Source organism: Micromonospora sp. NPDC050276, from assembly GCF_044459545.1.
GTDB lineage: Bacteria > Actinomycetota > Actinomycetes > Mycobacteriales > Micromonosporaceae > Micromonospora.
Map to the genome: position 1 here is coordinate 565,211 of NZ_JBITJA010000003.1, position 25,042 is coordinate 590,252.

General features: G+C 71.0%; 21 protein-coding genes. 10 read left to right on the plus strand and 11 right to left on the minus strand.

What is annotated here, in order from left to right; genetic code table 11:
• The 5 genes from ACIBF8_RS08685 to ACIBF8_RS08705 all read left to right on the plus strand — a co-directional run bounded on the left by ACIBF8_RS08685 (nt 1) and on the right by ACIBF8_RS08705 (nt 4,825).
• On the plus strand, nt 1-1,005 hold the full coding sequence (locus ACIBF8_RS08685) for a diacylglycerol/lipid kinase family protein (protein WP_396781716.1): 1,005 nt from the start codon (nt 1-3) through the stop codon (nt 1,003-1,005).
• Complete coding sequence (locus tag ACIBF8_RS08690; RefSeq protein WP_396781717.1) at nt 998-1,999, plus strand: YihY/virulence factor BrkB family protein; 1,002 nt, start codon at nt 998-1,000, stop codon at nt 1,997-1,999. Before ACIBF8_RS08685 ends, ACIBF8_RS08690 begins: the two co-directional genes overlap by 8 nt.
• 70 nt (nt 2,000-2,069) lie before the next feature.
• Nucleotides 2,070-3,560, plus strand: a complete 1,491-nt coding sequence (locus ACIBF8_RS08695) for a phosphatase PAP2 family protein (RefSeq protein ID WP_396781718.1) — start codon at nt 2,070-2,072, stop codon at nt 3,558-3,560.
• Nucleotides 3,561-3,571: 11 nt separating this feature from the next.
• On the plus strand, nt 3,572-4,381 hold the full coding sequence (locus ACIBF8_RS08700; protein ID WP_396781719.1) for an endonuclease/exonuclease/phosphatase family protein: 810 nt from the start codon (nt 3,572-3,574) through the stop codon (nt 4,379-4,381).
• 66 nt (nt 4,382-4,447) lie between these two features.
• Nucleotides 4,448-4,825, plus strand: coding sequence for a hypothetical protein (locus ACIBF8_RS08705; RefSeq protein ID WP_396781720.1), 378 nt, complete (start codon nt 4,448-4,450; stop codon nt 4,823-4,825).
• Nucleotides 4,826-4,989: 164 nt separating this feature from the next.
• Here the strand turns inward: ACIBF8_RS08705 and ACIBF8_RS08710 are convergent, their stop codons facing one another.
• The 8 genes from ACIBF8_RS08710 to ACIBF8_RS08745 form a co-directional block, all read right to left on the minus strand.
• The gene (locus ACIBF8_RS08710) at nt 4,990-5,853 is read right to left on the minus strand and encodes an alpha/beta fold hydrolase (protein ID WP_396781721.1); all 864 of its coding nucleotides are present in this window, start codon (nt 5,851-5,853) and stop codon (nt 4,990-4,992) included.
• Nucleotides 5,850-6,812: a TIGR03557 family F420-dependent LLM class oxidoreductase gene (locus tag ACIBF8_RS08715; RefSeq protein ID WP_396781780.1), complete on the minus strand. Its 963-nt coding sequence runs from the start codon at nt 6,810-6,812 to the stop codon at nt 5,850-5,852. The genes ACIBF8_RS08710 and ACIBF8_RS08715 overlap by 4 nt, the downstream gene beginning before the upstream one ends.
• Nucleotides 6,813-7,172: 360 nt before the next feature.
• Nucleotides 7,173-8,414 carry an RNA polymerase sigma factor gene (locus ACIBF8_RS08720; RefSeq protein WP_396781722.1) on the minus strand — a complete coding sequence of 414 codons (1,242 nt, stop codon included), beginning with the start codon at nt 8,412-8,414 and terminating at the stop codon, nt 7,173-7,175.
• A gap of 42 nt (nt 8,415-8,456) precedes the next feature.
• Nucleotides 8,457-8,858 carry a YciI family protein gene (locus ACIBF8_RS08725; RefSeq protein ID WP_396781723.1) on the minus strand — a complete coding sequence of 134 codons (402 nt, stop codon included), beginning with the start codon at nt 8,856-8,858 and terminating at the stop codon, nt 8,457-8,459.
• A 104-nt stretch (nt 8,859-8,962) separates the two neighbouring features.
• Nucleotides 8,963-11,098, minus strand: a complete 2,136-nt coding sequence (locus ACIBF8_RS08730) for an alpha-galactosidase (RefSeq protein ID WP_396781724.1) — start codon at nt 11,096-11,098, stop codon at nt 8,963-8,965.
• The gene (locus tag ACIBF8_RS08735) at nt 11,095-11,976 is read right to left on the minus strand and encodes a carbohydrate ABC transporter permease (protein WP_396781725.1); all 882 of its coding nucleotides are present in this window, start codon (nt 11,974-11,976) and stop codon (nt 11,095-11,097) included. The genes ACIBF8_RS08730 and ACIBF8_RS08735 overlap by 4 nt, the downstream gene beginning before the upstream one ends.
• Entirely contained in the window at nt 11,973-12,929 is a 957-nt protein-coding gene (locus ACIBF8_RS08740) for a carbohydrate ABC transporter permease (protein ID WP_396781726.1), read from the minus strand. Before ACIBF8_RS08740 ends, ACIBF8_RS08735 begins: the two co-directional genes overlap by 4 nt.
• 21 nt (nt 12,930-12,950) lie before the next feature.
• Nucleotides 12,951-14,279: an ABC transporter substrate-binding protein gene (locus ACIBF8_RS08745; RefSeq protein ID WP_396781727.1), complete on the minus strand. Its 1,329-nt coding sequence runs from the start codon at nt 14,277-14,279 to the stop codon at nt 12,951-12,953.
• A 284-nt stretch (nt 14,280-14,563) separates the two neighbouring features.
• Between ACIBF8_RS08745 and ACIBF8_RS08750 the strand changes: the two genes are divergently transcribed.
• From ACIBF8_RS08750 to ACIBF8_RS08760, 3 genes are all read left to right on the plus strand, one after another.
• Nucleotides 14,564-16,555, plus strand: a complete 1,992-nt coding sequence (locus ACIBF8_RS08750; protein WP_396781728.1) for a beta-galactosidase — start codon at nt 14,564-14,566, stop codon at nt 16,553-16,555.
• A 37-nt stretch (nt 16,556-16,592) separates the two neighbouring features.
• Nucleotides 16,593-17,369 carry a DeoR/GlpR family DNA-binding transcription regulator gene (locus ACIBF8_RS08755; RefSeq protein ID WP_396781729.1) on the plus strand — a complete coding sequence of 259 codons (777 nt, stop codon included), beginning with the start codon at nt 16,593-16,595 and terminating at the stop codon, nt 17,367-17,369.
• A gap of 315 nt (nt 17,370-17,684) precedes the next feature.
• Nucleotides 17,685-18,626 carry a sporulation protein gene (locus ACIBF8_RS08760; RefSeq protein WP_396781730.1) on the plus strand — a complete coding sequence of 314 codons (942 nt, stop codon included), beginning with the start codon at nt 17,685-17,687 and terminating at the stop codon, nt 18,624-18,626.
• Between the two features lie 68 nt (nt 18,627-18,694).
• Here ACIBF8_RS08760 and ACIBF8_RS08765 read toward each other — a convergent pair whose 3' ends face one another.
• Complete coding sequence (locus ACIBF8_RS08765; RefSeq protein ID WP_373861193.1) at nt 18,695-18,979, minus strand: hypothetical protein; 285 nt, start codon at nt 18,977-18,979, stop codon at nt 18,695-18,697.
• A gap of 270 nt (nt 18,980-19,249) precedes the next feature.
• On the minus strand, nt 19,250-21,292 hold the full coding sequence (locus tag ACIBF8_RS08770; RefSeq protein WP_396781731.1) for a glycerophosphodiester phosphodiesterase family protein: 2,043 nt from the start codon (nt 21,290-21,292) through the stop codon (nt 19,250-19,252).
• Nucleotides 21,293-21,483: 191 nt separating this feature from the next.
• Here ACIBF8_RS08770 and ACIBF8_RS08775 point away from each other — a divergent pair, with 191 nt between their 5' ends.
• Nucleotides 21,484-21,903: a hypothetical protein gene (locus ACIBF8_RS08775; protein ID WP_396781732.1), complete on the plus strand. Its 420-nt coding sequence runs from the start codon at nt 21,484-21,486 to the stop codon at nt 21,901-21,903.
• Between the two features lie 54 nt (nt 21,904-21,957).
• Here ACIBF8_RS08775 and ACIBF8_RS08780 read toward each other — a convergent pair whose 3' ends face one another.
• On the minus strand, nt 21,958-24,252 hold the full coding sequence (locus ACIBF8_RS08780; RefSeq protein WP_396781733.1) for a HelD family protein: 2,295 nt from the start codon (nt 24,250-24,252) through the stop codon (nt 21,958-21,960).
• A gap of 147 nt (nt 24,253-24,399) precedes the next feature.
• Between ACIBF8_RS08780 and ACIBF8_RS08785 the strand changes: the two genes are divergently transcribed.
• Nucleotides 24,400-25,026: an SGNH/GDSL hydrolase family protein gene (locus tag ACIBF8_RS08785; RefSeq protein ID WP_396781734.1), complete on the plus strand. Its 627-nt coding sequence runs from the start codon at nt 24,400-24,402 to the stop codon at nt 25,024-25,026.
• Nucleotides 25,027-25,042 lie beyond the last annotated feature (16 nt).

Sequence of the window (25,042 nt, forward strand, 5' to 3'; positions counted from 1 at the left end):
GTGAATGCTGGACAGGACAGGCGGCCCTCCGGCGGCGACGGCGGGTTGCGCTCCGCCGTGGTGGTCAACCCGGTGAAGGTCGACGATCTCGACGAGTTGCACCGTACCGTCGACGACGCCCTGGCCGCGGCCGGTTGGCCCGCACCGCAGTGGTACGAGACGACCGTCGACGACCCGGGTCGCGGTCAGACCGAGCAGGCCGTCAAGGCCGGCGTCGACCTGGTCTTCGCCTGCGGCGGCGACGGCACCGTGATGTCCTGCGTCAGTGGGTTGGTCGGCACCGACGTGGCCCTCGCCGTGCTGCCGCAGGGCACCGGCAACCTGCTCGCCGCCAACCTGGGACTCTCCACCGACCTGGCCGCCGGGCTACAGGTCGCCGTCGAACGCGGTCGACGACTGCTCGACGTCGGCGCCGTCGAGGATCGGTTCTTCACCGTGATGGCCGGCATGGGCTTCGACGCCCAGATGCTCGAGGCCACCTCCGAGACCACCAAGGCCCGCATCGGCTGGCCGGCGTACGTGGTGGGCGCCGCCCGTCACCTACGGGACCGGCCGATGCGGGTGCAAATCCGCATCGACGACCGGCCGCCGGTGCGCCGCCGGGCCCGTTCGGTCCTGATCGCCAACGTCGGCCGCCTGCAGGGCGGCGTGACCCTGCTGACCGAGGCCGAGCCGGACGACGGCTGGCTCGACGTCGCCGTGCTTACCCCGCGCAACCTGCGGCACTGGCTCGCGCTCGGCTGGGCGGTGATCCGTCGCAACGGCCAGGTGCCGCAGATGGAGGTGTTCCGGGGCCGGCGCGTGGTGGTCACCAGCAACCGGGCGCAGCCTCGGGAGTTGGACGGCGACCTGATCTCTCCGGGCCGGCAGCTGCGGGCGGAGGTCCGGCCGCAGGCGCTCTGGCTCTGCGTCCCCCAACCCGCGGACGCCCCCGACCTGGCCGTCGACGCGCAGGGCGCCGGGGAGCGGGGCGAGCAGCTCATCGAGGAAGCACGCCGTGAGTAGCACCCGGATCGTGCCGGAGACCCGGCTGATGGCCGACGAGGAGCTGTCCGCCGACGACGCCTGGCACACCCTGCGCCGCCAAGGCGGCTGGCACCTGCTGCGGGATGCGTTCATCCGGTTCCGCTACGGCGACGGCTTCAGCCACTCCCGGGCGTTCGCGCTGCAACTCTGCCTCGCCGTGGTGCCGTTCCTGATCGCCCTCACCGGCCTGATCAGCGAGCTGGGCGTCGAGGAGGGCGGCCAGGTGGTCGCCGACACCGTTCTGGCGCTGACCCCCGGCCAGAGCGCGCAGATGGTCGCCGAGCTGCTGGGGGAGGGCGAACGCGTCGAGGACGCGGGCGAGGTGGCGCTCACCCTCGGTCTGCTCACCGGCCTGTTCGCGCTGACCACCACGATGGCCCAGATCGAGCGGGGCGCCAACCGCATCTACGGCGTCGAGCGGGACCGCCCGGCGCTGCGGAAATACCTGCGCGCCGCCGTACTGGCCGGCACCGCCGGCCTGCCCGCGCTGGCCGGCTTCCTGATCCTGGTCGGCGGCGGCGCGATGGGCGACTCGGTCCGCGAACACTACGAGTGGGGTGCGCTCGCCAACGGCATCTGGGACGTGGTCCGCTTCCCGCTGAGCCTCGGGCTGACCGTCGTCGCCGTCGCCGTGCTGTTCCGCCACTCGCCACGCCGTAACCAGCCCGGCCTGTCCTGGCTGTTGTTCGGCGCGGGCATCGCCACGGCGCTGTGGTGGCTGGCCAGCCTGCTGCTCGCCGCGTACGTGCGGTTCAGTGACGGTTTCGGGCAGACCTACGGCGCCCTGACCGGCATGATGGCGCTGCTGCTCTGGGCCAACCTGACCGGGATGGCGCTCTTCGGTGGGCTGGCCTTCGCCGCCCAACTGGAGGCGCTGCGCATCGGTGTGCAGGACCCCGCCCAACCCGACCTGTGGGAGCCCGACCCGGACCGCGCCGAGCTGTACGACACCGGGGACATGTCGGCGCTCTAGCCGCACCGGCGTGTACGACGGACGCGGATCGGGTAAAGCGCCTCGCCAGAGGCGACAAGGGAGGTGCGGGGTGACCGCGGTCAAAGAGGTGGCGCGCCGTCCGATCGGTCATTTCGCCGAACGGAGCATTGCCGGTCTGATGGCCGTCACCGGCGCCGGGGTGGCCTTCGGACTGCTGTTGTTGCTCGTCCGGGTGCGGTGGAGCCCCCTGCAGGATGCCGACCACGCCCTCGCCGAGTGGTTCAACGGGCTCGTCGCCCCGCACCACGCGCTGGTCACCGTGCTGCAGGCGGTGACCGACCTGGGTGGCCGACCGATCCTCATCTGGCTGGTCACCATCGCCGTCGTCGGCCTGCTGATCCGCCGGCAGCCCCGACTCGCCGTCTACCTGATCATCACGGGGGTCGGTGGCCTGATCCTCGACCCGTCGCTGAAGACGCTGGTCGGCCGGCTCCGCCCGGTGGTGGACGTGCCGATTGCCAGCGCGCCCGGCAACAGCTTCCCGAGCGGGCACGCGCTCGGCTCGTTCGTCGCGTACGGAGCGCTGCTGCTGGTGTTCCTGCCGGCGATGGCGCCCCGCTGGCGCAAGCCGGCCATCGCCTGCGTCGCTGTGCTGGTGGCACTGGTCGGGCTGACCCGGATCGCGCTGGGCGTGCACTTCGTCTCCGACGTGCTGGCCGCCTGGCTGCTCGGGGCCGCCTGGCTGGGCGTCACCGCGTACGCCTTCCGGCTGTGGCGGCGGGAGCGGGGCCGGCCGGTGCCGCCGCTGACCGAGGGCCTGGAGCCGGAGGCGGGGCACGACATCGCCCCCGCCCCGGCCGAGGAACACGTGTTGGCCCACCCCCGCTCGGCGGTGGCCGAGCTGCTGGTCGGCTGGGTGCTCGTGTTCGGCGCGCTGTACGGCTTCGGCATGTACGTCAGCTACCACGCCAAGGGCACCTTCTTCGACACCCTCGACACCGAGGTGCCGCGTTGGTTCGCCGAGCGGCACACCGAGGTGCTGACCGAGGTCAGCTGGTGGTGGAGCAAGTTCGGTGACACCCATGCCATCCTGCTGATCTCGCTGGTGTTCTGCCCACTGGTGCTGGCGGTGTGGCGACGCTGGCGACCGGTGCTGTTCGTGGCGCTGGCGATGGTGGGTGAGCTGACCCTGTTCCTCGCGTCGGCCCGCGCGGTCGACCGGCCGCGTCCGCCGGTGGAGAACCTGGACGGGCCGATGCCCACCTCGTCGTTCCCGTCCGGGCACATCGCCGCCACGATCTGCGTCTGGCTGGCGATCACCCTCATCGTGTTCCCACGTACCGACCGGTGGTGGCGGTGGGTCTTCGTGGCGCTGGCCGTGCTCATGCCGGTCGGGGTGGCCACCTCCCGGATGTACCGGGGAATGCACCACCCGACCGACTTCATGGGCGCGATCCTGTTCTCCGCACTCTGGATCGGACTGCTCTACCTGGTGATCCGCCCGAACGAGGACCTGAAGGAAGGCAACCAACCGGCCATCGAGTCGGAGGACGTGGGCACTCTCGACGACGAGCTGGCGCGGGCCGGCCGAGCCGACTAGGCGCCGCCGTCGTGCTGCGGGTGATGACCTGGAACATCCGCACCGGCGGCCGGGATCGCGCCGGCCCCGACCGGCTGGACCAGGTGATCCAGGTCGTCAACGAGCAGGCACCGGACGTGCTGGCCCTGCAGGAGTTGCGCGGCTTCGACCGCGACGGGCTGATGGCCACCGTGGCGGGCCGGGTGGGCATGACGCCCCACCTGGCCCGGTCCTGCTTCGGACAGCCGGTGGCGGTGCTGGTCCGACCGCCGTACCGGGTCGTCGACGCGGGGCCGGTGCGCCGCCCGTTCCACCACGCCGCCGCCCGCGTCGTGGTGGCTACGTCCGCCGGGCCGTTCACCGTGCTCGGCACCCACCTCTACCCGTACTCCGGGGGCCGGCGGCGGATGGAGGTCGACTGGCTGGTCGCCGCGATGCGACGCAGCCAGGGGCCGCTGACGTTGCTCACCGGTGACCTCAACTCGCTCGACCCGACCGTCGACCACACCGCTGCCCTGGCCACCATGCCCGCGCTCTACCGGCGGCGGCACCTGCGTCGCTCCGGCGGCGCGGTGGACACCCGCGCGATCGCCCGGCTGCTCGCCGCCGGCCTCGTCGACCTCTGGCCGTCGCGCAACGCCGACGCACCGGAGGCCGCCGGCCACACCGTGCCCACCCGACTCGGCGGGGCCGAGTTCGCCGGGATGCGGCTGGACTACCTGCTCGGCAGCAGCGCGGTCGCGCAGCGGGTCGGCGACTGCCGGGTGATCCGTGACGGCGCGGCGGCGACGGCCTCCGACCACTATCCGCTGCTCGCCACGCTGGAATTCTCCGCCGGCTGAAGCCGCTCGTCGGTGCGGCGCTGCCGGTGCCCCCACAGCGTCGCGCGGGCCGATTACGGTGCCCCGGTGACCGACCGCCCCACCCTCCGCTCGCCATTGCCCGGTCCGCCGAACCCCGCGACGCCCCCGACGGCCCGTCCGGCGCGCGACCCGCGAACCCCTGACCCGGCGGAGCCGGCCGCCGCCGCGCTTCCGCTCGTCGCGGCCGTCGCGCGCGGCGTGGCGCTGGTCCTGGTTCTGCCGGTACGCCTGCTCTGGGAGCTGATCGCGGCTGCCGGCCGGCTGCTGCGCCGGCACCTGATCGGTCCGGCGGGTCGGTTCCTGCGTCGCTGGCTGCTGGCCCCGCTGGTCTGGGCTCTGGCCTGCTGGACCCGCCGCTCGGTGCTCGACCCGGCCCGACTGGCCTCCCGGGAGGTGCTCAGCGCCCTGGGCCTGCGCCGCTGACGGCAGCGGCTGTGCCTCGGAGCGCTGCGCGGCTGCGCCTCAGAGCACCAGGTTGAGCAGGACGGTCAGCACGACCGAGGCCACGATCGAGAAGAGGATCATCAGGAGGCAGCCGAGGCCACCGCCGAGTGGGCGGATCTCCGTGTTGCCGAAGCGCATGGTCGTCACCTGTCCGTGAGTGCGGGATGAGGGGCGAGCAGGTGCCGGATCGCGTCCGCCACCGCCAGCGGGTTGGTCGTCGCCGCGTTGTGCGCGGCGCCGGGAACGAGCACGAGGTTGGCGTCCGGCACCAGCCGGGTCACCTGGTCCCGCCACCGTGGCGGCGCGATCGGGTCCCGCTCGCCGGTGAGGACCAGGGTCGGCGCGGTGATCCGCACCAGGTCCGCCTCGATAGCGTTGTGCACCGAGTGCGACAGCGTCGCGAGGACCCGCCAGGGTCGGGCGTTCCACACGTCCCGGATCAGGACCGGTGCCTGGAGCGGTGCCTCGTGGGCACTGTCCATGAGCCACCGGCCGAGTTGGGCCCGACGGGACCGGGCGGCCGGATCGCTGGTCGGCCCGGCCAGCACCAGCGCGCGTACCGCGCTCGGCTGGGTCGCGGCGAGCGCGGCGGCCACCTCGGCGCCGAACGAGTGCCCGAGCAGGCAGACCGGCGGCAACCGGTACGCGGCCAGCCAGGCGGCCAGGTGTTCGGCGTGCCGGCGCACGTCGTACGCGCGTTGCGGGCGTTCGGTCAGTCCAAAGCCGGGCAGGTCCGGCACGTACACCGGATGGGTGGTGGAGAGCGCGACGGCCAGCGGGGTGAGATACCGGTGCGAGACCGCCAGGCCGTGCACCAGCACCACCGGCGGTGCGTCGCTTGTCGGGCCCGCGGCGTGTCGGGTGTGGGTGCGCAGCCCGTCGACGAGTCGCCACTCACTGGTCAGCCCGGCGGCCGGCCAGGGCGCGGCCATAGCGTGCCGCAGGTCGGCCAGCCCGAACCGGCCGGTGCGAGCGGGTCCGGCCGGTCGGGTCGCCGTTCGGTTCACAGCTGGCGCAGTCGGGGCAGCAGTTGCTCCTGCGCCCAGTCCAGGAACATCGGCTGGGTGTCCCCACCGACCTGAACGATCGCCACGTGGGTGAAGCCGGCGTCGACGAACTTGCGGAACGCCTCGACGTGCGCGTCCACATCCGGGCCGCAGGAGATGCCCTCCGCGACGTCCTCCTCGCGGACGAACTGGGTGGCGGCGGCGAAGGACTCCGGGCCGGGCAGGTCGGCGTTGACCTTCCAACCCATCCCGAACCAGCGGAACTGGTCGTGCACGATCTTGCGGCACTCGGCCTCGTCGGGGCCGTAGCAGATGGCCACCTGGCCGTAGCGGGGCTGACCAGCGCCTCCCGCGTCGTCGTACATCTCGATGATGTGCCGGTCCGGCTCGGTGGAGATGAGGCCGTTGCCGTACTCGGCGGCCAGCGTCGCGGACTGTCGACCGGACGCGGCGATGGCCATCGGCACCGGCCGCTCGGGGCGGTCCCAGATGTAGGCGTCGGGCACGTCGAAGTGGTTGCCGGAGAAGGTCAGCGTCTCGCCGTTGAGCAACGGGCGGATGATCTGCAACGCCTCCTCGAACATCTCGTGCCGTTGCTGGACGTGCGGCCAGCCGCCGACCACGTGCTCGTTCAGGTTCTCCCCGGCACCCAGACCCAGGGTGAACCGACCGTCCGAGAGCGCTCCGATCGTGCTGGCCTTCTGCGCGACCACGGCCGGGTGGTAGCGGCGGATCGGGCAGGTCACGAAGGACATCAGCTGCGCGCGGGAGGTGGCGTGAGCGACCGCGCCGAGCACCGACCAGGCGTACGGGGAGTGGCCCTGGGAGTCCAGCCAGGGGTAGTAGTGATCGGACATCACCAGTTGGTCGAAACCAGCGGCCTCGGCCCGGACCGCGTGGTCCACCAGTTGCTTGGGTCCGGCCTGCTCGCTCATCAGGGTGTAGCCGACGTTGACCATCCTGGTATCCCCTCTCACCGACGGATCGTTCCCGGGATACCCCGGTGGACGGCGGTCAACCCTCCCGTCCGGTTCGGCGTCGGTGATGCTTGACGGATCGCCGGCCACCTGCCTACCGTCTCTCTTAACCGGTTAAGAGCCGGATGTGGCGCACATCCTGTGGTGGGGATGACCGCCCCGTGACGGCCCGCGTCCGCGTGGGCCGTTGCGGCTGTCCGGCCCCCCAGGCCAGGCAACTGAACCGGTTGCGAGGACCATTCCATCGTCCTACGCTGATGCGTGCGCCGGGAGCTGGGCGCTGCTGCCGGGCCGCAGCCGCCTTCCCTGTCACGTCCCAGCCAGCGAGCCGTGGCAGGTGATCTAGGGCTCGACCACGGTAGGCGGGCCGTCCCCGGGCTCGGCGGCCAGTCGGGCTGCCCGCATGGTCAGGTAGAGCTGTTCGGGGCGGCTGCTCGTGCGGGCGGCGGCGGCCCGGTACTCGACGATCGCCCGGGCCTGGTCACCGGCCATCTCGTGCAGGTGGGCGCGGGCGGCGGCCAGCCGGTGGTGTCCGGCCAACTGCGGGTCGTGGGTCAGCGCGTCCAGCGCGGCCAGGCCAGCGGCCGGTCCGTGCACCATGGCCGTCGCGACGGCCCGGTTGAGCGCCACCACCGGGCTGGCGACCATGCGTTCCAGTACCTCGTAGAGCGCCAGGATCTGCGGCCAGTCGGTCTGCTGCGTGCTCGGCGCCTCGTCGTGCAGGGCGGCGATGGCGGCCTGCACCTGGTACGGGCCGACCGGCCCACGGGGCAGGGCTCGGGTGACCAGTGCGACGCCCTCGGCGATCGCGTCGGCGTCCCAGCGGCTGCGGTCCTGATCGGCCAGTGAGATCAGCTCGCCGGACGGCCCGGTTCGTGCCGGGCCGCGTGCCTCGGTGAGCAGCATCAACGCCAGCAGCCCGGTCGACTCGCTGTCGTCGGGCAGCAGCGTGTGCAGCGCGCGGGCCAGCCGGATCGCCTCCGCCGCGAGGTCGACCCGGCGCAGGTCCGGGCCCGCCGTGCTGGTGTGCCCCTCGGTGAAGACCAGGTAGAGCACCTGCCGGACGGCGGTCAACCGGTCGGCCCGCTCGGCCGGCTCGGGCATCCGGAACGGCAACCCGGATGCCCGGATGCGCTGCTTGGCTCGGCTGATCCGCTGTGCCATCGTCGCCTCGGGAACCAGGAACGCCCGGGCGATCTCGGCGGTGCTCAATCCACCCACGGCGCGCAGGGTCAACGCCACCGCGGACGTCGGGGCGAGCGCCGGGTGGCAGCAGAGGAAGAGCAGGACCAGCGTGTCGTCCCGCTCGGCGGTCAACTCCTCGTCGGCAGCCGGCGCGTACTGCCGGTCGTCGGGGTCCTGGCGGGCGACCAGGTCCTCCCGGCGACGTCGAGCCTGCTCACCGCGGACCTGCTCGATCATCCGGCGGTAGCCCACCTGGATCAGCCAGCCACGCGGGTTGGCCGGCAACCCCTCGACCGGCCACTGGGTGGCGGCGGCCAGCAGCGCCTCCTGCACCGCGTCCTCGGCGGTGGCGAAGTCACCGAAACGGCGGGTGAGCACGCCGAGGACCTGCGGCGCCAACTCGCGCAGCAGGTCCTCGACGCGGGGATCGGTCTTCAGCCCTCACAACTCCTGCGCTGGAGCGGACATCACCGGGTGCACCTCGATCGGCATGTTCAGCGGCCGGCCGCCGGGGCCGGGTGCGGTGGAGATGTGCGCGGCCAACTCCACGGCCCGCTCGGGGCTGTCGCAGTCGACAACCCAGAAGCCGGCGAGGAACTCCTTCGTCTCGGCGAACGGCCCCTCGGTGACCACCGGCGCCCCGCCCTCACCGGCACGGACGATCCGGGCCTGCTGCGGGCCACCGAGGCCCTGCCCGTCGACCCACTCACCGGCGGCCACCAGCTTCTCGTTGACCTCGCCCATGAAGGCGATGTGCGCCCGGACCTCGTCCTGCGTCCAGGTGTCGATGCTCGGGAAGTCGGTCCCGGCGGCGCTGAACTGCATCAGCAGCATGTACTTCATGGTTGGCTCCTCACACCTGCGCACCTCGTCGGTGCTCTCACCCTGAGGTAGAAGCAGGTGCCGCCGTTCTCGACACCCGGGCCAGAGATTTCCCAGAAATTTTGTCAGTCGACGGCGTCGACCTCCAACACCAGACTCTGCTCCGGATGCAGGGCGGGCAGTTGCACGCCCACCCGGGCCAGGGCCGCCCCGCTGAGGGTGACACCGTCCGCCAGCCAGATGGGCGCGGACCGGTCGATGGTGGCCGGGGCCGGTACGCCCGACACCGGTCGCACCCGGTACCGCCGGCCCGTGTCGAGACCGGGCAGCCGCACCGCGCCGGGCACCTGCGCCACGGAGGTGGTCAGCCGTGCCACCGCGTACACCCCTCGGGTGTTGTCGCCCGCGACCACGCCGTGCGCCCAGACGGCCGGGTCCGGGTGATCGACCCGGACCACCCGCCCGGCGTGCAGCAGCGGGCGCAGCCGCTTGTGCAGTGCCACCCAGGCGGTCAACTCGGTCTGTTCGGCGGCGCTGATCGACGCGATGTCCCACTCGATGCCGTGGTGGCCGAAGAGCGCGGTCGCCGCCCGGAAACCCAGGTCGTGGACGCGGTGGGTGGTGTGCGAGCGTTCCGGGCCGATGTGCGTGCCGATCAGCTCCGGTGGCAGCAGCAGCCCGGTCCAGCGCTGGATGCTGAGCCGTTCCAGGGCGTCGTTGCAGTCGCTGGCCCAGACCCGGTCGGTGCGGGCCAGGATGGCCAGGTCCACCCGGGCACCGCCGGATGAGCAGCTCTCGATCTCCACGCCCGGGTGGCGACCGCGCAACTCGTCGAGCAGGCGGTAGACCGCCAGGGTCTGCCGGTGCACCCCGGGGCGGCCGTGCTGCCCGGCCTCGGTGAGGTCCCGGTTCTGGTCCCACTTGAGGTACCGGATCCCGGGGTGGTCGGTGAGCAGCGTGTCGAGCCGTTCCAACACGTGGTCGTACGCCTCGGGGCGGCCCAGATCGAGCACCTGCTGGTTGCGCCACGACGGCGGCAGCCGCCCGGGCACGGCGAGCAGCCAGTCGGGGTGCGCGCGGAACAGGTCCGAGTCGGGGTTGACCATCTCCGGCTCGACCCAGAGCCCGAACTGAAGTCCCTGGCTGGTCACGTGGTCGATCAGCGGTTGCAGGCCGTCGGGCCAGACGTCCTCGTCGACGTACCAGTCGCCGAGCCCGGCGGTGTCGTCGCGGCGGCCGCGGAACCAGCCGTCGTCGAGCACGAACCGCTCCACGCCGATCTGCGCGGCCCGGTCGGCGAGCGCCCGCAGTCGGTCCAGGTCGTGGTCGAAGTAGACCGCCTCCCAGACGTTGAGGGTCACCGGGCGGGGGGAGCGCGGGTGCCCGGGTCGGGCCCGTAAATGCGGGTGCAGCACGTCGCTGAGCCCGTCCAGCCCGGCGTCGGACCAGACCGCGTAGAGCAGCGGAGTCTCGTACGACTCGCCGGGGCCGAGCCGGACCTCCCCGGGGGCCAGCAGCTCGCCGCCGCCGAGGGTCGACTCGCCGGTGGGCCGCCGCTCGGCGAAGGTGACGTGGTCGCCGCTCCACGCGGTGTGCACCGCCCAGACCTCGCCGTGGCCGAAGCCGAACCCGGCGGTGCCGGCCACCAGCAGCAGCGTGGCGTCATGCCCGGTACGCCCGTGCCGGCCCTCGCGGACCCAGGCGCCGTGCTGCCACGGGTGCCGCTGCGGGGACCGCTCCCGACACCATCGGCCGGTCAGGTCGAGCAGCTCGGTGGCGACCGCCGGCACCGGCAGCACCGGCGTCAGCTCCCGCAGCTCGTACGCGCTGTCACCGTCGTTGCGCAGCCGGTGCCGAACGGTCAGCAGGCCATACGGGTCGAGCGTGACCTCGATGGTCAGGGTCAGCCCGGCGGCCGGGTCAGCCGCCCGCACGGTGACCCGGTCCGAGCCGTCACCGGGTTGGTCCACGTCGAGACCGTCCAGCCGGAACGCGGTGGACCAGTCGGCCCCGTCGCGGTGCCCGGCCAGGCCGGGCCGTCCGCTCCAGCCGGCGCTCGCCTCCGGCAGCAGGGACAGGACGGTCGGTTCGTCGAAGCTGCTCGGCACCACGGGCGGTACGGTCGCGTCGGTGAGCTGGCGCAGGCCGTTGTCGTCGAGATCGCCGACGTCGCCGCCCCAGTGCACGACTCGGGGCAGCCCCGGGCCGCGCGCGTCGAGCACCAGGCTGGTCCGCGCGCGGCGCAGGTGCAGGATCGTCATCCTTTGGAGGCTCCCAAGGTCAGGCCCCGAACGAAGTGCCGCTGGAGCATAAAGAAGATCACCAGGGTGGGGATCGCGACGAGCACGCTGCCCGCCGAGACCAGGTTGTTGTCGGTGAAGAACTCACCGCGCAGGTTGTTGAGTGAGCTGGTCACCGGGAACTTGTCGCCGGTCCGCATCAGGACGGTGGCCCAGAAGAATTCGTTGTAGATCCAGGTCACCTCCAGCGTCGCCAGCGCGGCCAGCGCCGGCCGGCACAGCGGCATGGTGACCTGCCAGTACTGCCGCCAGATGCTCGCCCCGTCGACCATCGCCGCCTCGTACAGGTCGCGGGGCAGCGCCTTCATGTAGTTGCTGAGCACGAAGACGCAGAACCCGCACTGGAAGGCCACGTTGATCAGGATCAGGCCCCAGTAGCTGTCGTAGAGCAGCTCCGAGTCGCTCATGAACTCTGGCAGCGGCACCTCGGTGAACAGCCGGAACAGCGGGATGAGCAGCGCCTGCTGGGGCAGCAGGTTGGCCGCGGTGAAGATCCCGAGCAGGACGAGGTTGAGCTTCCAACTGAACCGGGCGATGACGAATGCCACGCAGGAGGCGAGGAAGAGCGTCAGCAGCACCGCCGGCACGGTGATGTACACCGAGTTGAGGAAGTGCTGCCCGAACTCCGCGGTCCGCCAGGCGGTGACGTAGTTGTCGAAGGTCCAGCCGCCGAACGAGACGTAGCCGTTGCGGGCGGTGTAGTCGTACGAGCGCAGCGAGCTGAGCACCGCCCAGGCGATCGGGAAGAGCCAGGCCAGCGAGACGACGATGAGGAAGCCGTGCAGCAGCATCCGCGGCGGGGTCAGCCTGCGGCGGCGGACCGGGGTCTCGACGCTCATTGCCGGTTCTCCCTCATCACGGTCGCCAGGTAGATGGTGATGAAGACCAGCGAGACGACCAACATGATCGTCGCCAGTGCCGAGCCGAAGCCGATCCGGCTCGCCTCACCCACCACGTTCTGGGTGACCAGCGCGGAGATCAGCTCCAACCCGTTGCGGCCCTTGTTGACCACCCAGACCAGGTCGAACGCGCGCAGCGACTCGATCACGGTCACCACCAGCACGATGATGTTGATCGGCCGCAGCACCGGGAACACCACCCGGAAGAACGTCCGGCCCTCCGAGGCGCCGTCGACCGCGGCGGCCTCGCGCAGCGACGGATCGACGCCCTTCAGGCCGGCCAGGTAGAGCAGCATGATGTACCCGACGTGCCGCCACCCCGAGGCGATCATGACCGCCCAGATGTTGACGTTCGAGTCGCCGTACCAGTCGATGTTGCTGGCGAAGACGGCGTTGATCAGGCCCTGGTCCCGGGAGTAGAGCAGCTGCCAGACGAAACCGATGAGCGCCAGCGAGAGCACCACCGGCAGGTAGAGCGCGGTCTGGTAGAAGCGGCTGCCGCGCAGCTCCTTGTCCAACAGCACGGCCAGGAACATGCCGAACGGCGTGGCGATCACGAAGAGCGAGGCCAACCACAGCAGGTTGTGCTGGATCGCCGGCACGAACGGCGGGTAGATGTTCACCACGTCGCTGTAGTTGCGCGCGCCGACGAACTCGATCTCGTTGAGTGGGCCGATGCCGTCCCAGTTGGTGCCGGAGAGCAGCACGGTGGCCGCCGCCGGCAACCAGACGAACCCGGTGACGAGCAGCAGCGGGACGAGCACCATCAGCGTGATGACCACGCGGTCGGTGCGGGACAGGAGCCGTAGCCGCCGACGACGACCACCCGTTGAGGTGGTCGCGGCCGGCGGCGGCACGGCGCGATCCGCTTGGATCAGGGGCAGGTCGGACACGATGTCCTCCCCCTTCCGCCGTCAGTCAGTGAAGATCGACTTTTTCTGGTTCTCGATGGACGAGGTGAGCCCGTCGATGTCCTTGGGGTTCTTGATGAACTGCTGGATCGCCGGGATCATCACGGTGGAGGCGAAGTCCGGCCGGGTGTCGCGGTCGAGGAACTGGGCGATCTCGGTGGCCGACCCGACCAGTTCGGCGGCCTTCTTCTGCAGGGCGGTGTAGCCGCCGACGTCCGCGCCACTGTTGGCGACCAGGACGGCCGGGTCGTTCTTGAGGTTGATGTCCGCGGCGGCCTTGCCGCCGAAGTACTCCAGCAGCTTGCGCGCGTTGTCCTCGTTCTTGGGCTTGCGGGCCATCATGTAGCCGTCGATCGGGGCGTCCAGCGCCTTGGCGCCGATGGCCGGGTCGATCTCGGGGAAGGTGAAGAAGTCGAGGTCGTCCTGCTCGTCGTTGCTGAACTGCTGACCGACGAAGAGGCCGAGCAGGTACATGCCGCTCTTCTTCTGCTGCAACGACTGCGCGGCCTCCTGCCAGGTGCGGCCGAGGCTGTCCGGCTGGTGCAGGGGGAGCAGGCCGGCCCAGGTGTCGAAGACCTTCTTGACCTTGTCGGAGGTCCAGGCCTCCTTGCCGGCCATCAGGTCGACGTGGAACTGGTAGCCGTTGATGCGCAGGTTGAGGATGTCGAAGGTGCCCATCGCCGGCCACCCGTCCTTGTCGGCGAAGGCGATCGGGATCAGGCCGTCCTTCTTCATCTGCGCGCCGAGCGCGGTGAACTGGTCCAGGGTGGTGGGCACCTGGTAGCCGTACTGCTGCCAGACCGACTTGCGGTAGAAGACCGCCCACGGGTAATACGTCGCCGGGACGAAGTACTGCTTGCCGTCGTCGCCGGTGGATGCCTTCTTGAAGGCGTCGGAATAGCCGGAGAGCTTGCTCCACACGTCGCTGATGTCGCTGGCCAGGCCCTTCTGGGCGAAGAAGCGCATCCGGTAGCCGGCGAACCAGGTGAACACGTCGTCCGGCTTGCCCTGCAGGTAATTGTTGATGTTCTCCTGGAACGTGTTGTGGTCGACCGTGTTCACCGCGACCTGCACCCCGGACGAGGTCTTGAATCCGTCGGTGACCTTGACGAGGACGTCCTTCGGCTTCGGGTCCGACTGGTTCGAGCCGAGCGACACCTCCTTGCTGGACCCGCCGGAGCCGGAGTCGTCGCCGCAGCCGGCGAGCAGGCCGGTGCCGAGCAGCGCGCCCGTGCCGGCCGCGCCGGCCAGCAGCGATCGTCGGTTGATGCCGGCGACTGAGGGCGGTACGAGCCGAGCCAGGTACTCGGCTTGGGATTGGGGACGGGACATCTGTGCCTCCTGCGGATGAAGAGGTGCTACGCCCAAGGGCCATCAAGGGTGGTGAAGGCAGGTCCGGCGTCGTGATCACACATTGAGATCCACCGAGAATCCACATTGGCGAACACGAACGGCCATTGGGGCCTCAAGCTACCCCTCAGTCGAGCCCTGTCAAGAGGGCTGTTCGCCTCCGATAACCCAGTCGTGACACGGTCGTTACCTAGTAGACGTTGGAAAGAAGCTCGATGTTGGAACCTGTTGACTTCCGTCGACTAGCGGGTGCACCCTCAGCTGTCATGCGGCGATGGCAGGGTGACAGCATCTATTTCGGCGGCGACTACAACCCCGAGCAGTGGCCCGAGGAGACCTGGTCGGAGGACATCGACCTGATGCGCCGCGCCGGCGTCAACCTGGTCTCCGTCGGCATCTTCTCCTGGGCACTGCTGGAGCCCACCCCGGGGCGGTTCGAGTTCGGCTGGCTGGACCGGGTGCTGGACCTGCTGCACGACGGTGGCATCCAGGTCGACCTGGCCACCGCGACGGCCAGCCCACCACCGTGGCTGGCCCGCGCGCACCCCGAGACGCTGCCCCGCCGGGCCGACGGTGCGATCCTCTGGCCCGGGGGACGGCAGGCGTACTGCCCCAGCTCCCCAGTGTTCCGGGAACGGTCACTGGAGCTGGTACGCGCGGTGGCCGGCCGGTACGCCGAGCATCCCGCCGTGGTCATGTGGCACGTCTCCAACGAGCTGGGCTGCCACAACGTGCACTGCTACTGCGATGTCAGCGCCGAGGCGTTCCGCGGTTGGCTGCGCGAGCGCTACGGCGACCTGGACCGGCTCAACGACGCCTGGGGCACCGCGTTCTGGAGCCAGCGCTACGGCGACTGGGCCGAGATCAACCCGCCGCGCAGCGCGCCGACCTTCGCCAACCCCACGCAGCAGCTGGACTTCCTGCGGTTCTCCTCCGACGAGCAGCGCGCCCAACTGCGCGCCGAGCGCGAGGTGCTGCGCACGGTGGTCCGGCAGCCGGTCACCACCAACTTCATGATTGGCTTGGGCGTCAAGCACATGGACTACCACTCCTGGGCAACCGATGTGGACCTGGTCTCCAACGACCACTACCTCACCGCCGCCGACCCGCAGGCGCACCTCGGGCTGGCGCTCGCCGCCGATCACACCCGGGGCGTCGCCGGCGGCGACCCGTGGTTGCTGATGGAGCACTCCACCAGCGCGGTCAACTGGCAGCCGCGCAACGTGGCCAAGCTGCCCGGGCAGCTGCGCCGCAACAGCCTCGCGCACGTCGCCCGCGGCGCCGACGGGGTGCTCTTCTTCCAGTGGCGTGCCTCCCGGGCCGGCGCGGAGAAGTTCCACTCCGCGCTGGTGCCGCACGCCGGGCCGGACACCAAGGTCTTCCGCGAGGTCTGCCAGCTCGGCGCGGACCTCAAGGCCCTCGCGGAGGTACGCGGCAGTCGAGTCGACGCCGACGTGGCGATCCTGTTCGACTGGGAGGCGTGGTGGGGCGTCGAGTTGGATTCGCACCCCAGTGTCGACGTCACCTACGCCGATCGGCTGAACGCCCTCTACGGCGCGCTGTGGCGGGCCGGCGTCACCGCCGACATCGTCCACCCGTCGGCCGATCTCAGCGGCTACCGGCTGGTCCTGGTACCGACCCTCTACCTGGTCCGGGACGCCGACGTCGAGGCGTTGCACTCCTACGTCGAGGCCGGCGGCACGGCGGCGGTCACCTACTTCAGCGGCATCGTGGACGCCAACGACCACATCCGGCTGGGCGGCTACCCGGGCGCGTTCCGGGAGCTGCTCGGCGTCCGGACCGAGGAGTTCTTCCCGCTGCGCGAGGGCGAGCAGGTCCGACTCGACGACGGCAGCACCGCCGACGTGTGGACCGAGTGGGTGCACGCCGACGGCGCCGAGGTGCTGGCGTCGTACACCGATGGGCCCCTGCCGGGCGTGCCAGCGCTGACCCGGCACCGGGTGGGCGACGGCGCCGCCTGGTACGTCGGCACCCGGCTGGACGAGCCGGGCACCGATCGGCTGGTCGCCCGGCTGCTCGCGGAGGCCGGCGTCCGTCCGGCGGCGGAGGCGCCGACCGGGGTGGAGGTGGTACGACGCCGCGACGGCGAGCGGACCTGGCTGTTCGCGATCAACCACACCGAGACCGAGGTACGCCTCCCGGCGCGCGGCGTCGAGCTGTTGACTGGCGCGCCGTGTGCCGGTGAGCTGACGGTGCCCGCCGGTGAGGTGGCTGTCATCCGTGAGGATTGGGCCTGATCCGCACGACAGGCACGGCGCGAAGGAGGTTCCCCAGATGCTCGCCCAGCAGCGGCAGACCGCCATCCTCGATCTGATCCGCCAACGTGGCGGGGTACGGGTGAGTCACCTGGTCAGTCGGTTCGGCGTGTCCGACATGACGATCCGGCGCGACCTGGAGGTGTTGGCCGAACGCGGCCTGGTGGACAAGGTGCACGGCGGCGCGACGCTCGCCGGGCCGGGCTCGGCCGAGGAGCCCGGCTTCGCGGCGAAGTCGATCCGCCAGCAGGCGGAGAAGCGAGCCATCGCCGAGCGCGCCGCGCGGATGGTGGAGCCGGGGATGGCCATCGCGCTGTCCGCCGGTACGACCACCGCCGCGCTGGCCACGCTGCTCTCCGACGTACGCGGGCTGACCGTGGTGACCAACTCGATCCCGGTGGCCGACGCGCTCTACCAGAATCCGCGCGCCGACCAGACCGTCGTGTTGACCGGCGGCATCCGTACCCCGTCGGACGCGTTGACCGGGCCGGTGGCCGAGGCGGCGATCAGCGCGCTCAACGTCGACCTGCTGTTCCTCGGCGTGCACGGGCTCAGCCCGCGCACCGGGTTCACCACGCCGAACCTGCTGGAGGCCGGGGTCAACCGGTGCCTCATCGGCGCGGCCCGCCGACTGGTGGTGCTCGCCGACCACACCAAGTGGGAGACGATCGGCATCGCCACCATCGCCCCGCTGGAGGCCGCCGACGTGCTGATCACCGACCGTGGGCTGCCGACGGAGGCCCGCACGACGATCGGCGAGCAGGTCGGCGAGTTGATCATCGTCGAGCCTGACTGAGGCCGTCCGCTGTGCGTTGCGTCGATCATGGAGTTTTGGTGGCCGGAAGGGGACGTCCTGCGGACTTTGTCCGGCACGAAGGACGGCGATGTCGCGCCCTGCTGCGTGATCGACTCGGGTTCACGGAAGTCGGGGTGTCCTGGTCTCCTTGGGCGATGCCCCGATTTTCAGGAAACCGAGTCGATCAAGCGCAGCCGGCGAGACGCGCGAGTCGCGCGGCGCTTCACAGCCACCTCACAGGGGTGCTGGATAGGGTGCCGTTCGAGTCAACGTCCGACTCCAGCCTGGAGCGGTCGGCGTCGCACAGGAGTTCCGATGGTCTTCAAGAAGATGTTGAGCGCGTTCGGTGTGGGCGGTCCCAGTGTGGACACCGTGCTGACCAACCCCAACACCCGGCCCGGCCTGACCCTCGACGGGCAGGTCAACCTCGTCGGTGGCGACGCTGAGGCAGCCATCGAGCAGGTGGTGATCGGCCTGGTCACCCGGGTCGAGGTCGAAGGACACGACACCGAGTACGCGGGCACGATGGAGTTCCACCGCATGGCGGTCAGCGGGTCGCTCGTCCTCGCCCCGAAGCAGCAGCTGTCGATCCCGTTCCAGTTGCCGGTGCCGTGGGAGACCCCGATCACCGACGTGTACGGCCAGCGCCTGCACGGCATGACGATGGGCCTGCGCACCGAGCTGGCGATCGCCCGCGCGGTCGACAAGAGCGACCTGGACCAGGTGGCGGTACACCCGCTGCCGGTGCACGAGCGGATCCTGGAGGCGTTCCAGCGGCTCGGCTTCCGGTTCAAGCACGCCGACCTGGAGCGTGGTCACATCCGGGGTGTGCAGCAGACGCTGCCGTTCTACCAGGAGATCGAGTTCTTCGCCTCCCCGCAGTACGCGAGCACCATCCGGGAGGTCGAGCTGACCTTCGTGACCAGCCAGCGCGGTGTGGAGGTCATCCTGGAGTGCGACAAGCGCGGCGGGTTCCTCAGCGCCGGGCACGACGCGTTCGGTCGCTACCAGGTGGCGCACACCGACGCCGACCGGGTCGACTGGGCGCAGGTCGTCGACGGCTGGCTGCGGGAGACCACGTCCCGCTACGGCAGCCTGCGTTCCCAGTACGGCGCGAGCCACGGGCACAGTCGTGGGCACGGCATGGGCGGCATGGTGGCCGGGGCGGCGCTCGGTGTCGCCGGCGGCATGGTCGCCGGCGAGATGGTCGAGGACGCCTTCGAGGGTGACTTCGGCGACTTCGGCGGCGACGAGTAACCGGTCCACAAACGACGACGGTGGCCTCCGGGAGATTCTCCCGGAGGCCACCGTGCACTGTGAACCGGTCAGTGCCGGGCCTTGCGCTCCTCGCCGCTGCGCCAGTTACTTCCGGCCTTGGCCAGACCGCGGCTACCGAGGTAGCCCAGCGTCAGCAGGGTGATCAGGAACCAGGCGTTGTCGGCCCGGAAGATGTCCACTCCGGCCGAGTTCTGCCCGACGACCTGCGACGCGCCCAGTACGGCGGCCACCGCGATCAGGTAGATCCAGAACTCGGTGGTCTTGAACGCCTGCTTGGTCTCCGTACCGGGTGCCTGCATGTCGTTCCGACGCCCGTCGTGCATGACCGGCATCTGCTGGGTCTGCATGTCCCGCATCTGGGCGGGATTCTGCGGGTCGTTCATGGGCCGGTTCATCGGCCGGGTGGAAGCAGCCTGCGTGCTCATCTGGTCCTCCTCAGGATGCGATGAGTCGTACCTGCATTCCCTCGCCCCGCTACCGCGTGTCGGCCACGGCACGGTTCGCTTTCGTGGCGGGGACAACCCCCGACTACCCGAAGCCACGGAGCAGGTAACACCGATCGCCGGCCGGAAAAGCCGGCCGGCGATCGGGTGGACGGTGGGTCAGCGCAGGCCGTTGCGGATCGCCACCCGCACCAGCAGGTCCGGGTCGTCGGTGATGATGCCGTCGACGCCGAGGTCGATGACTCGCTGCATGACCGTCGCGTCATCGACGGTGTACGGGATCACCTTCAGGTCGTACCGCGTTTGCAGAGTCCGAACGTCCGGTCCGTGGAAGTATGCCGGGTTCTCCCGCAGGTACCAGTCGGTCGAGGCGACCGTGCCCTGCTTCGGGTCGTGCACCTGCCAGTTGGCCGACACCGTGCCAGCGCCCGCCGCCCGGGTCAGCTTGCCCAGGTCCTGGTACTTCCACCAGTCCAGCCCACCGGTCCACGGGCTCTTCACCGCCGGGTTGCCGTACACCGCCTGCAGCGAGCACTCGTCGGCGAGGGTCGCGCACTCGGCCGGACCGTACTGCCAGACCAGGCCGACCGTGCCGATCCGCCGGTCGAGCTGGCGGGCGTACGTGATGGTGCGCCAGTCGAACGACTGGATGGTGGCCCGGCTGGTGAAGCCGGCCCGCTGGATCGCGTCGACGAGCTTGCGGGTGAAGCTGCGGTACGGCTCAGTGTCGTTCACCACCGGGCTGATCTTCGTCTCGATGTTCATCCCGATGTCGGTGCGGCCGCTCGCCTTCACCAGGGCGAAGACCTCGTCCAGGGTCGGGATCCGGGCACCGGGCGCGGGCACCTGAGCGGGCAGCTCGGGCAGCGTCTTCGTGCCGCAGTCGACGGTCTTGAGCTGCGCCAGGGTCAGCTCGTGCACCGGCTTGCCCACGTACGGGAACTTCCGGTCACCGGGGCGTACCGGGGCGGTGTCGACGCAGTGCGACCCGTTCACGGTGCGGTCGTGCAGCACCACCAGCTTGCCGTCGGCGGTGACGCCCGTGTCCAGCTCCAGGGTGGAGACGGCCCGGTTGGACAGCGCGTTGGCGAACGCCGGCAGGGTGTTCTCCGGCCGGGTGGCCCGACCACCCCGGTGCGCCTGGATGTCGAACGGCGCGGTGTACGCCTTCGGCAGCCGGTAGCCGCGCTGCGCCAGCAGGCCGCGCAGCCGGTCCGGGTAGTCGGTGATCATGCCGTCCACGCCGTCGTCGATCAGCTTGGCCATGGTCGGCACGTCGTCGACCGTCCACGGGATCACCTTGATCCCGTACCGGTGCGCCTGGGCGACCATCTCCTTGGTGACGTACGGCTTGTAGCCCGGGTCGGTGACCGTGCCGTTCTGCGGCATGCCGTGCACCGGCGAGAAGGCGCTGGCGCCGAAGCTGCGGATCGCCTTGATCGGGTCGCCGCCGAAGTCGTCGATGTCCAGCCCGCCCAGCCACGGCGAGGCACCCGGCTGGCCGGTCTGCAGGAAGTCGTAGTTGGTCAGGGCGACCAGCGGCAGCTTCGGCTCGACCTGACGCATGCGCATCAGCGCGCCCCAGTCGAAGCTCTGGATGGTGACCTGCTTGAGCAGCCCGGCGGCGCGGATCTCGGCCGCGGTGACCCGGACGAACTGCTCGCGGGGAGCCGTCTCGGTCGGCGCGCCCGCCTCGACCTTGGTCTCGACGTTGAGCTTCACGTCCTTCGCCCGGTACCGGTTGACCAGTGCGAAGACCTCACGCAGCAGCGGCATCCGGGCACCCGGGACGGCGACCTGGCCGGGCTTGTCCGCCAGCGTCTTCGAGCCGCAGTCCAGCGTGCGTACCTGGGCCAGGGTGAGCGTGTTGATGTACTTCCCGACGTACGGGAACTCCGGGTCGCCGGGCGTCACCGGGGTGGTGTCGAGGCACTTGGTGCCGGTGACCTTCCGGTCGTGGGTGACGACGGCCTGGCCGTCCTCGGTGATCTGCACGTCCAGTTCGAGGGTGGTCACCCCGAGCTGGAGGGCGTTGCCGAAGGAGGCGAGGGTGTTCTCCACCCGCAGCCCGAGGCCGCCCCGGTGGGCCTGCACGTCGAATGTCCGGTCCGGTCGCGGCTTCGCCTGCGCGGGCACCGCGAGCCCGGTCGTCACCGTCGCGGCCACCAGGGCCGCGACGGCGGTACGGCGTACTGTGCGCACGCTGTCATCCCCTCCTGCCGGCGGGCATCTCCCACCGGTCGCCGGACAGCATGGACATCCCGGGCGGCGGGCAGGCGGCCAGCGGGCGGCACGCCGGTGAACCGCCGGGGACGACCTCCCGGTCACACCGGGTTTGGTCGGCCGGTGGCCGGGCACGCAGTCGGTTCCACAGCTTCTGCGAGGTGATGGACGTGCGTGAGGACGACATGCGGCAGAACGCCGCCCGCGAGGCCGAGGATCGGATCGCCGGCGGCGTGTACGGCAAGGGCGCCCTCGACGAGGTGACGGTGCCCCGCACCGATGTGGAGAGCCAGATCCAGCGCGATGACCCGCTCGATCCGGCGAACGAACGGATCGATCCACAGGTCCTGCGCGACGGTGGCCCCGTCGGCGGGCAGGGCGCGGTGACCACGACCGGTGGCACCGCCGGGCCGGCGAGCGTACGCCGGGTGGCCCGGCAACCGGAGCGGCATCCGGGCAAGGTCGCCCCGACCACGACCGGTGACGCCACCACCGGCGGCCTGAGCACCCCGATGGGTGGTGGCACCAGCGACCAGTCCACCTCCGCGACCGGCCCGGCGAAGTCCATCCGGGACAGGTCCAACGACTGACCCACCCGCCGCCCCCGCCGAGCGACAACTCGGTGGGGGCGGCGAGACTCGTGGTCAGCTCGCGGGACGCAGCACGCCCAGGCGTTGGGTGGCGCGGGTGAGGGCGACGTAGAGGTCGCTGCGGCCGCGCGGCGACTCGGCCACCATCCGGTCCGGGTCGACCACCAGCACCGCGTCGAACTCCAACCCCTTGGCCTGCGCGACGGTCAGCACCACCACCCGGCTCTCCAGCTCCGGGTGCTCGCCGACGGCGGCCTCCGGCAGGGCCGCGGTCACCGCCGCGCCCAACTCACCCACCCGGCCGGCGGGCACGAGCACCCCGAGCCGGCCCTCGGTCAGCCCGGCCGCCTCCCGGGTGGCCTCGGCCACCAACTCCGCCGCCAACTGCCCGTCGGGCACCGTCCGGTCCCACGGGGGTACGCCGCTCTCCCGCACCGAGCGCGGCGGCCGCAACGCCGGGTCGATCTCGGCCAGCACGTCGGCGGCGACCGCCATGATCTCGGCGGGGGTGCGGTAGCTGACCGTCAGCTCGGTGAGTCGCCACCGCTGCGCCACGTACGGAGCGAGGGCGTCCGCCCAGGAGGGCGTGCCGCTGAGCGCGCCGGTCTGCGCGACATCCCCGACGATCGTCATCGACCGGCTCGGGCAGCGGCGCATCAGCAGGCGCCAGGCCATCGGCGAGAGCTCCTGCGCCTCGTCCACGATGACGTGGCCGAACGCCCAGGTGCGGTCGGCGGCGGCCCGCTGCGCGGTGGTCAGCCGGTCGGCCTCCTCCTGCCGTTCCAGCAGCCGGTCCGCGTCGATCAGGTCGGTGACGCCGAGGATCTCGCCGCCTTCGGCCTCGTCCTCGACGTCGATCGAGCGCGAGCCCCGGGCGATTTCGAGCACGCCCTCGGCATACTCCCGTTCCATCATGCGAATGCGGTCCCGCCGGGCGGCGGCGGCCCGTTCGTCCTCGCCGAGCAGTTCGGCGGCCTCGTCCAGCAGCGGCACGTCGGCCGGCGTCCAACCGCCCCGCTCGCGTCGCAGCAGCGCCCGCTCGTCGTCGGTGAGCATCGGCGCGGCGGCGGCGATCCGGTCCGGGTCGGCGTACAGGTCGGCGAGCAGCCGCTGCGGGGTGAGTACCGGCCACAACCGGTCGAGGGCGGCCCGGATCTCCGGTTCCTCGCGCAGCTCCCGCCGGATCTCGGCCCGGTCCGCCTCATCGAGGAGGTTGTCCCCGCCCAGCGGGTCGGCGCCGATCCGTTCGGCCACCTGCTCGGCGAGCGCGTGCACGATCTCCACGTCGAACAGCGCACGGGCCAGGTTGTGTGGCCGCTCGGTGCGGCGGACCCGATCCCGGGCGGCGCGCACGATCTCCGGATCGAGGGTCAGCGTCTCCCGTTCGACCTCGATCTCCAGCTGCTCGTCCGGCACCCACTGCCGGTCCCGTACGGCCAGCGCCAACACCTCGGCCAGCACCGCCCGCCCCTTGAGCGCCGCCGTCTCGGCAGGCTCGGTCCGCTGGGCGCTCACTCCGGGGAAGAGATCACCCTGGGTACGCAGCAGCACGCCGGTCTCGGCCAGCGTCGGCAGCACCTGGGAGATGTAGCGCAGGAACGTCGCGTTCGGGCCCACCAGCAGCACACCCCGGCTGGAGAGCTCCCGGCGGTGTGTGTAGAGCAGGTACGCCGCCCGGTGCAGCGCGACCGCGGTCTTGCCGGTGCCGGGGCCGCCCTGGACCACCATGACGCCCGGGAGTTCCGCGCGGATGATCTCGTCCTGCTCGGCCTGGATGGTCTCGACGATGTCCCGCATCCGGCCGGTACGACCCGCGTTGAGAGCGGCGAGCAGCGACGCCTCACCGGTCAGCTCCTCGTGGCCGCCGGGGGAGGCGGTGTCGATGTCGAGCACCTCGTCGTTGAGCCCGGTCACCTTGCGCTGTCGGGTGCGCAGGTGCCGGCGGCGGCGGACGCCCTGCGGGTTCGCGGCGGTGGCGAGGTAGAACGGGCGGGCGGCGGGGGCCCGCCAGTCCATCAGCAACGGGTCGTAGTCACCACTGGTGTCGAAGATGCCGATCCGGCCGATGTAGCGGCGGGAGTCGTCATCGCCGTCGAGGCGGCCGAAGCAGAGCCCGTTCTCCACGGCGGAGAACTGTTCGACCTGATCGGCGTACATCGCTACCGAGCTGTCCCGCTGCGAGCGATCTTGGAGGGTGCCGCCGGTGTTGCGCAGTTCGGCGGCGAGCCGATCGGCAGCCTGCTCACGCAGCCCGTCCAGCCGGTTGTAGAGCATCGAGACGTACTCCTGCTCGCGACCGATCTCGTCGTCGAGCGGCAATTCGCCGGAACCGCCGGAGTGCCTTGACAAGCCGTCTCCCTAAAGATTAGAATCCTTTGCAGGAACGGCTTTTAGCCGTTCTTTTTTGTGCCCTTCGAACTGTTGAAGATAGCGCCTTCCGCCGGTTCTCACCAAGCCGGCCGGGTCGGCGCGCCGGTGATCGCGAGGTGACGGCGGATGATCCTGCGGACCGGCCAACGGGTGGTCTTCATCGGCGACAGCATCACCGATTGTGGTCGACGCGACGTCGCCGCGCCCTACGGCAACGGGTACGTCAACCTCGTGCGCGCCCTGGTTGGCGCGCGGCACCCGGAGCTGGAGCTGGAGTGGATCAACCGGGGTGTGAGCGGCGACACCGTGCGCGACCTGGCCGTGCGTTGGGACGACGACGCCATCGCCGAGCGCCCCGACTGGCTCGCGGTGCTGATCGGGATCAACGACATCTGGCGGCGCTACAGCGACCGGCCGGATGAGGCGGTCGGCATCGACGAGTACGAGCGCACCCTGCGCGACCTGCTGCGTCGGGCGGTTGCCGCCACCGGCTGCCGACTGATCCTCGGTGACCCGTTCTTCATCGAGGCGGACCGTGGCGACCCGCAACGCGCCGACACCGACCGGTACGCCGCGGTCGTGGCGGGACTGGCCGCCGAGTTCGACGCGGTGCACGTGCCCAACCAGGCCGCGTTCGACCGGGTGCTGGCGGTGAGCCCGGCGAAGCGCTGGGCCGACGACCGTGTCCACCCGCACCTGCCCGGCCACGCGGTCCTCGCCGAGGCGTACCTGAGCGCCCTCGGCGCCCGCTGACCCGAGCCTCGCGCAC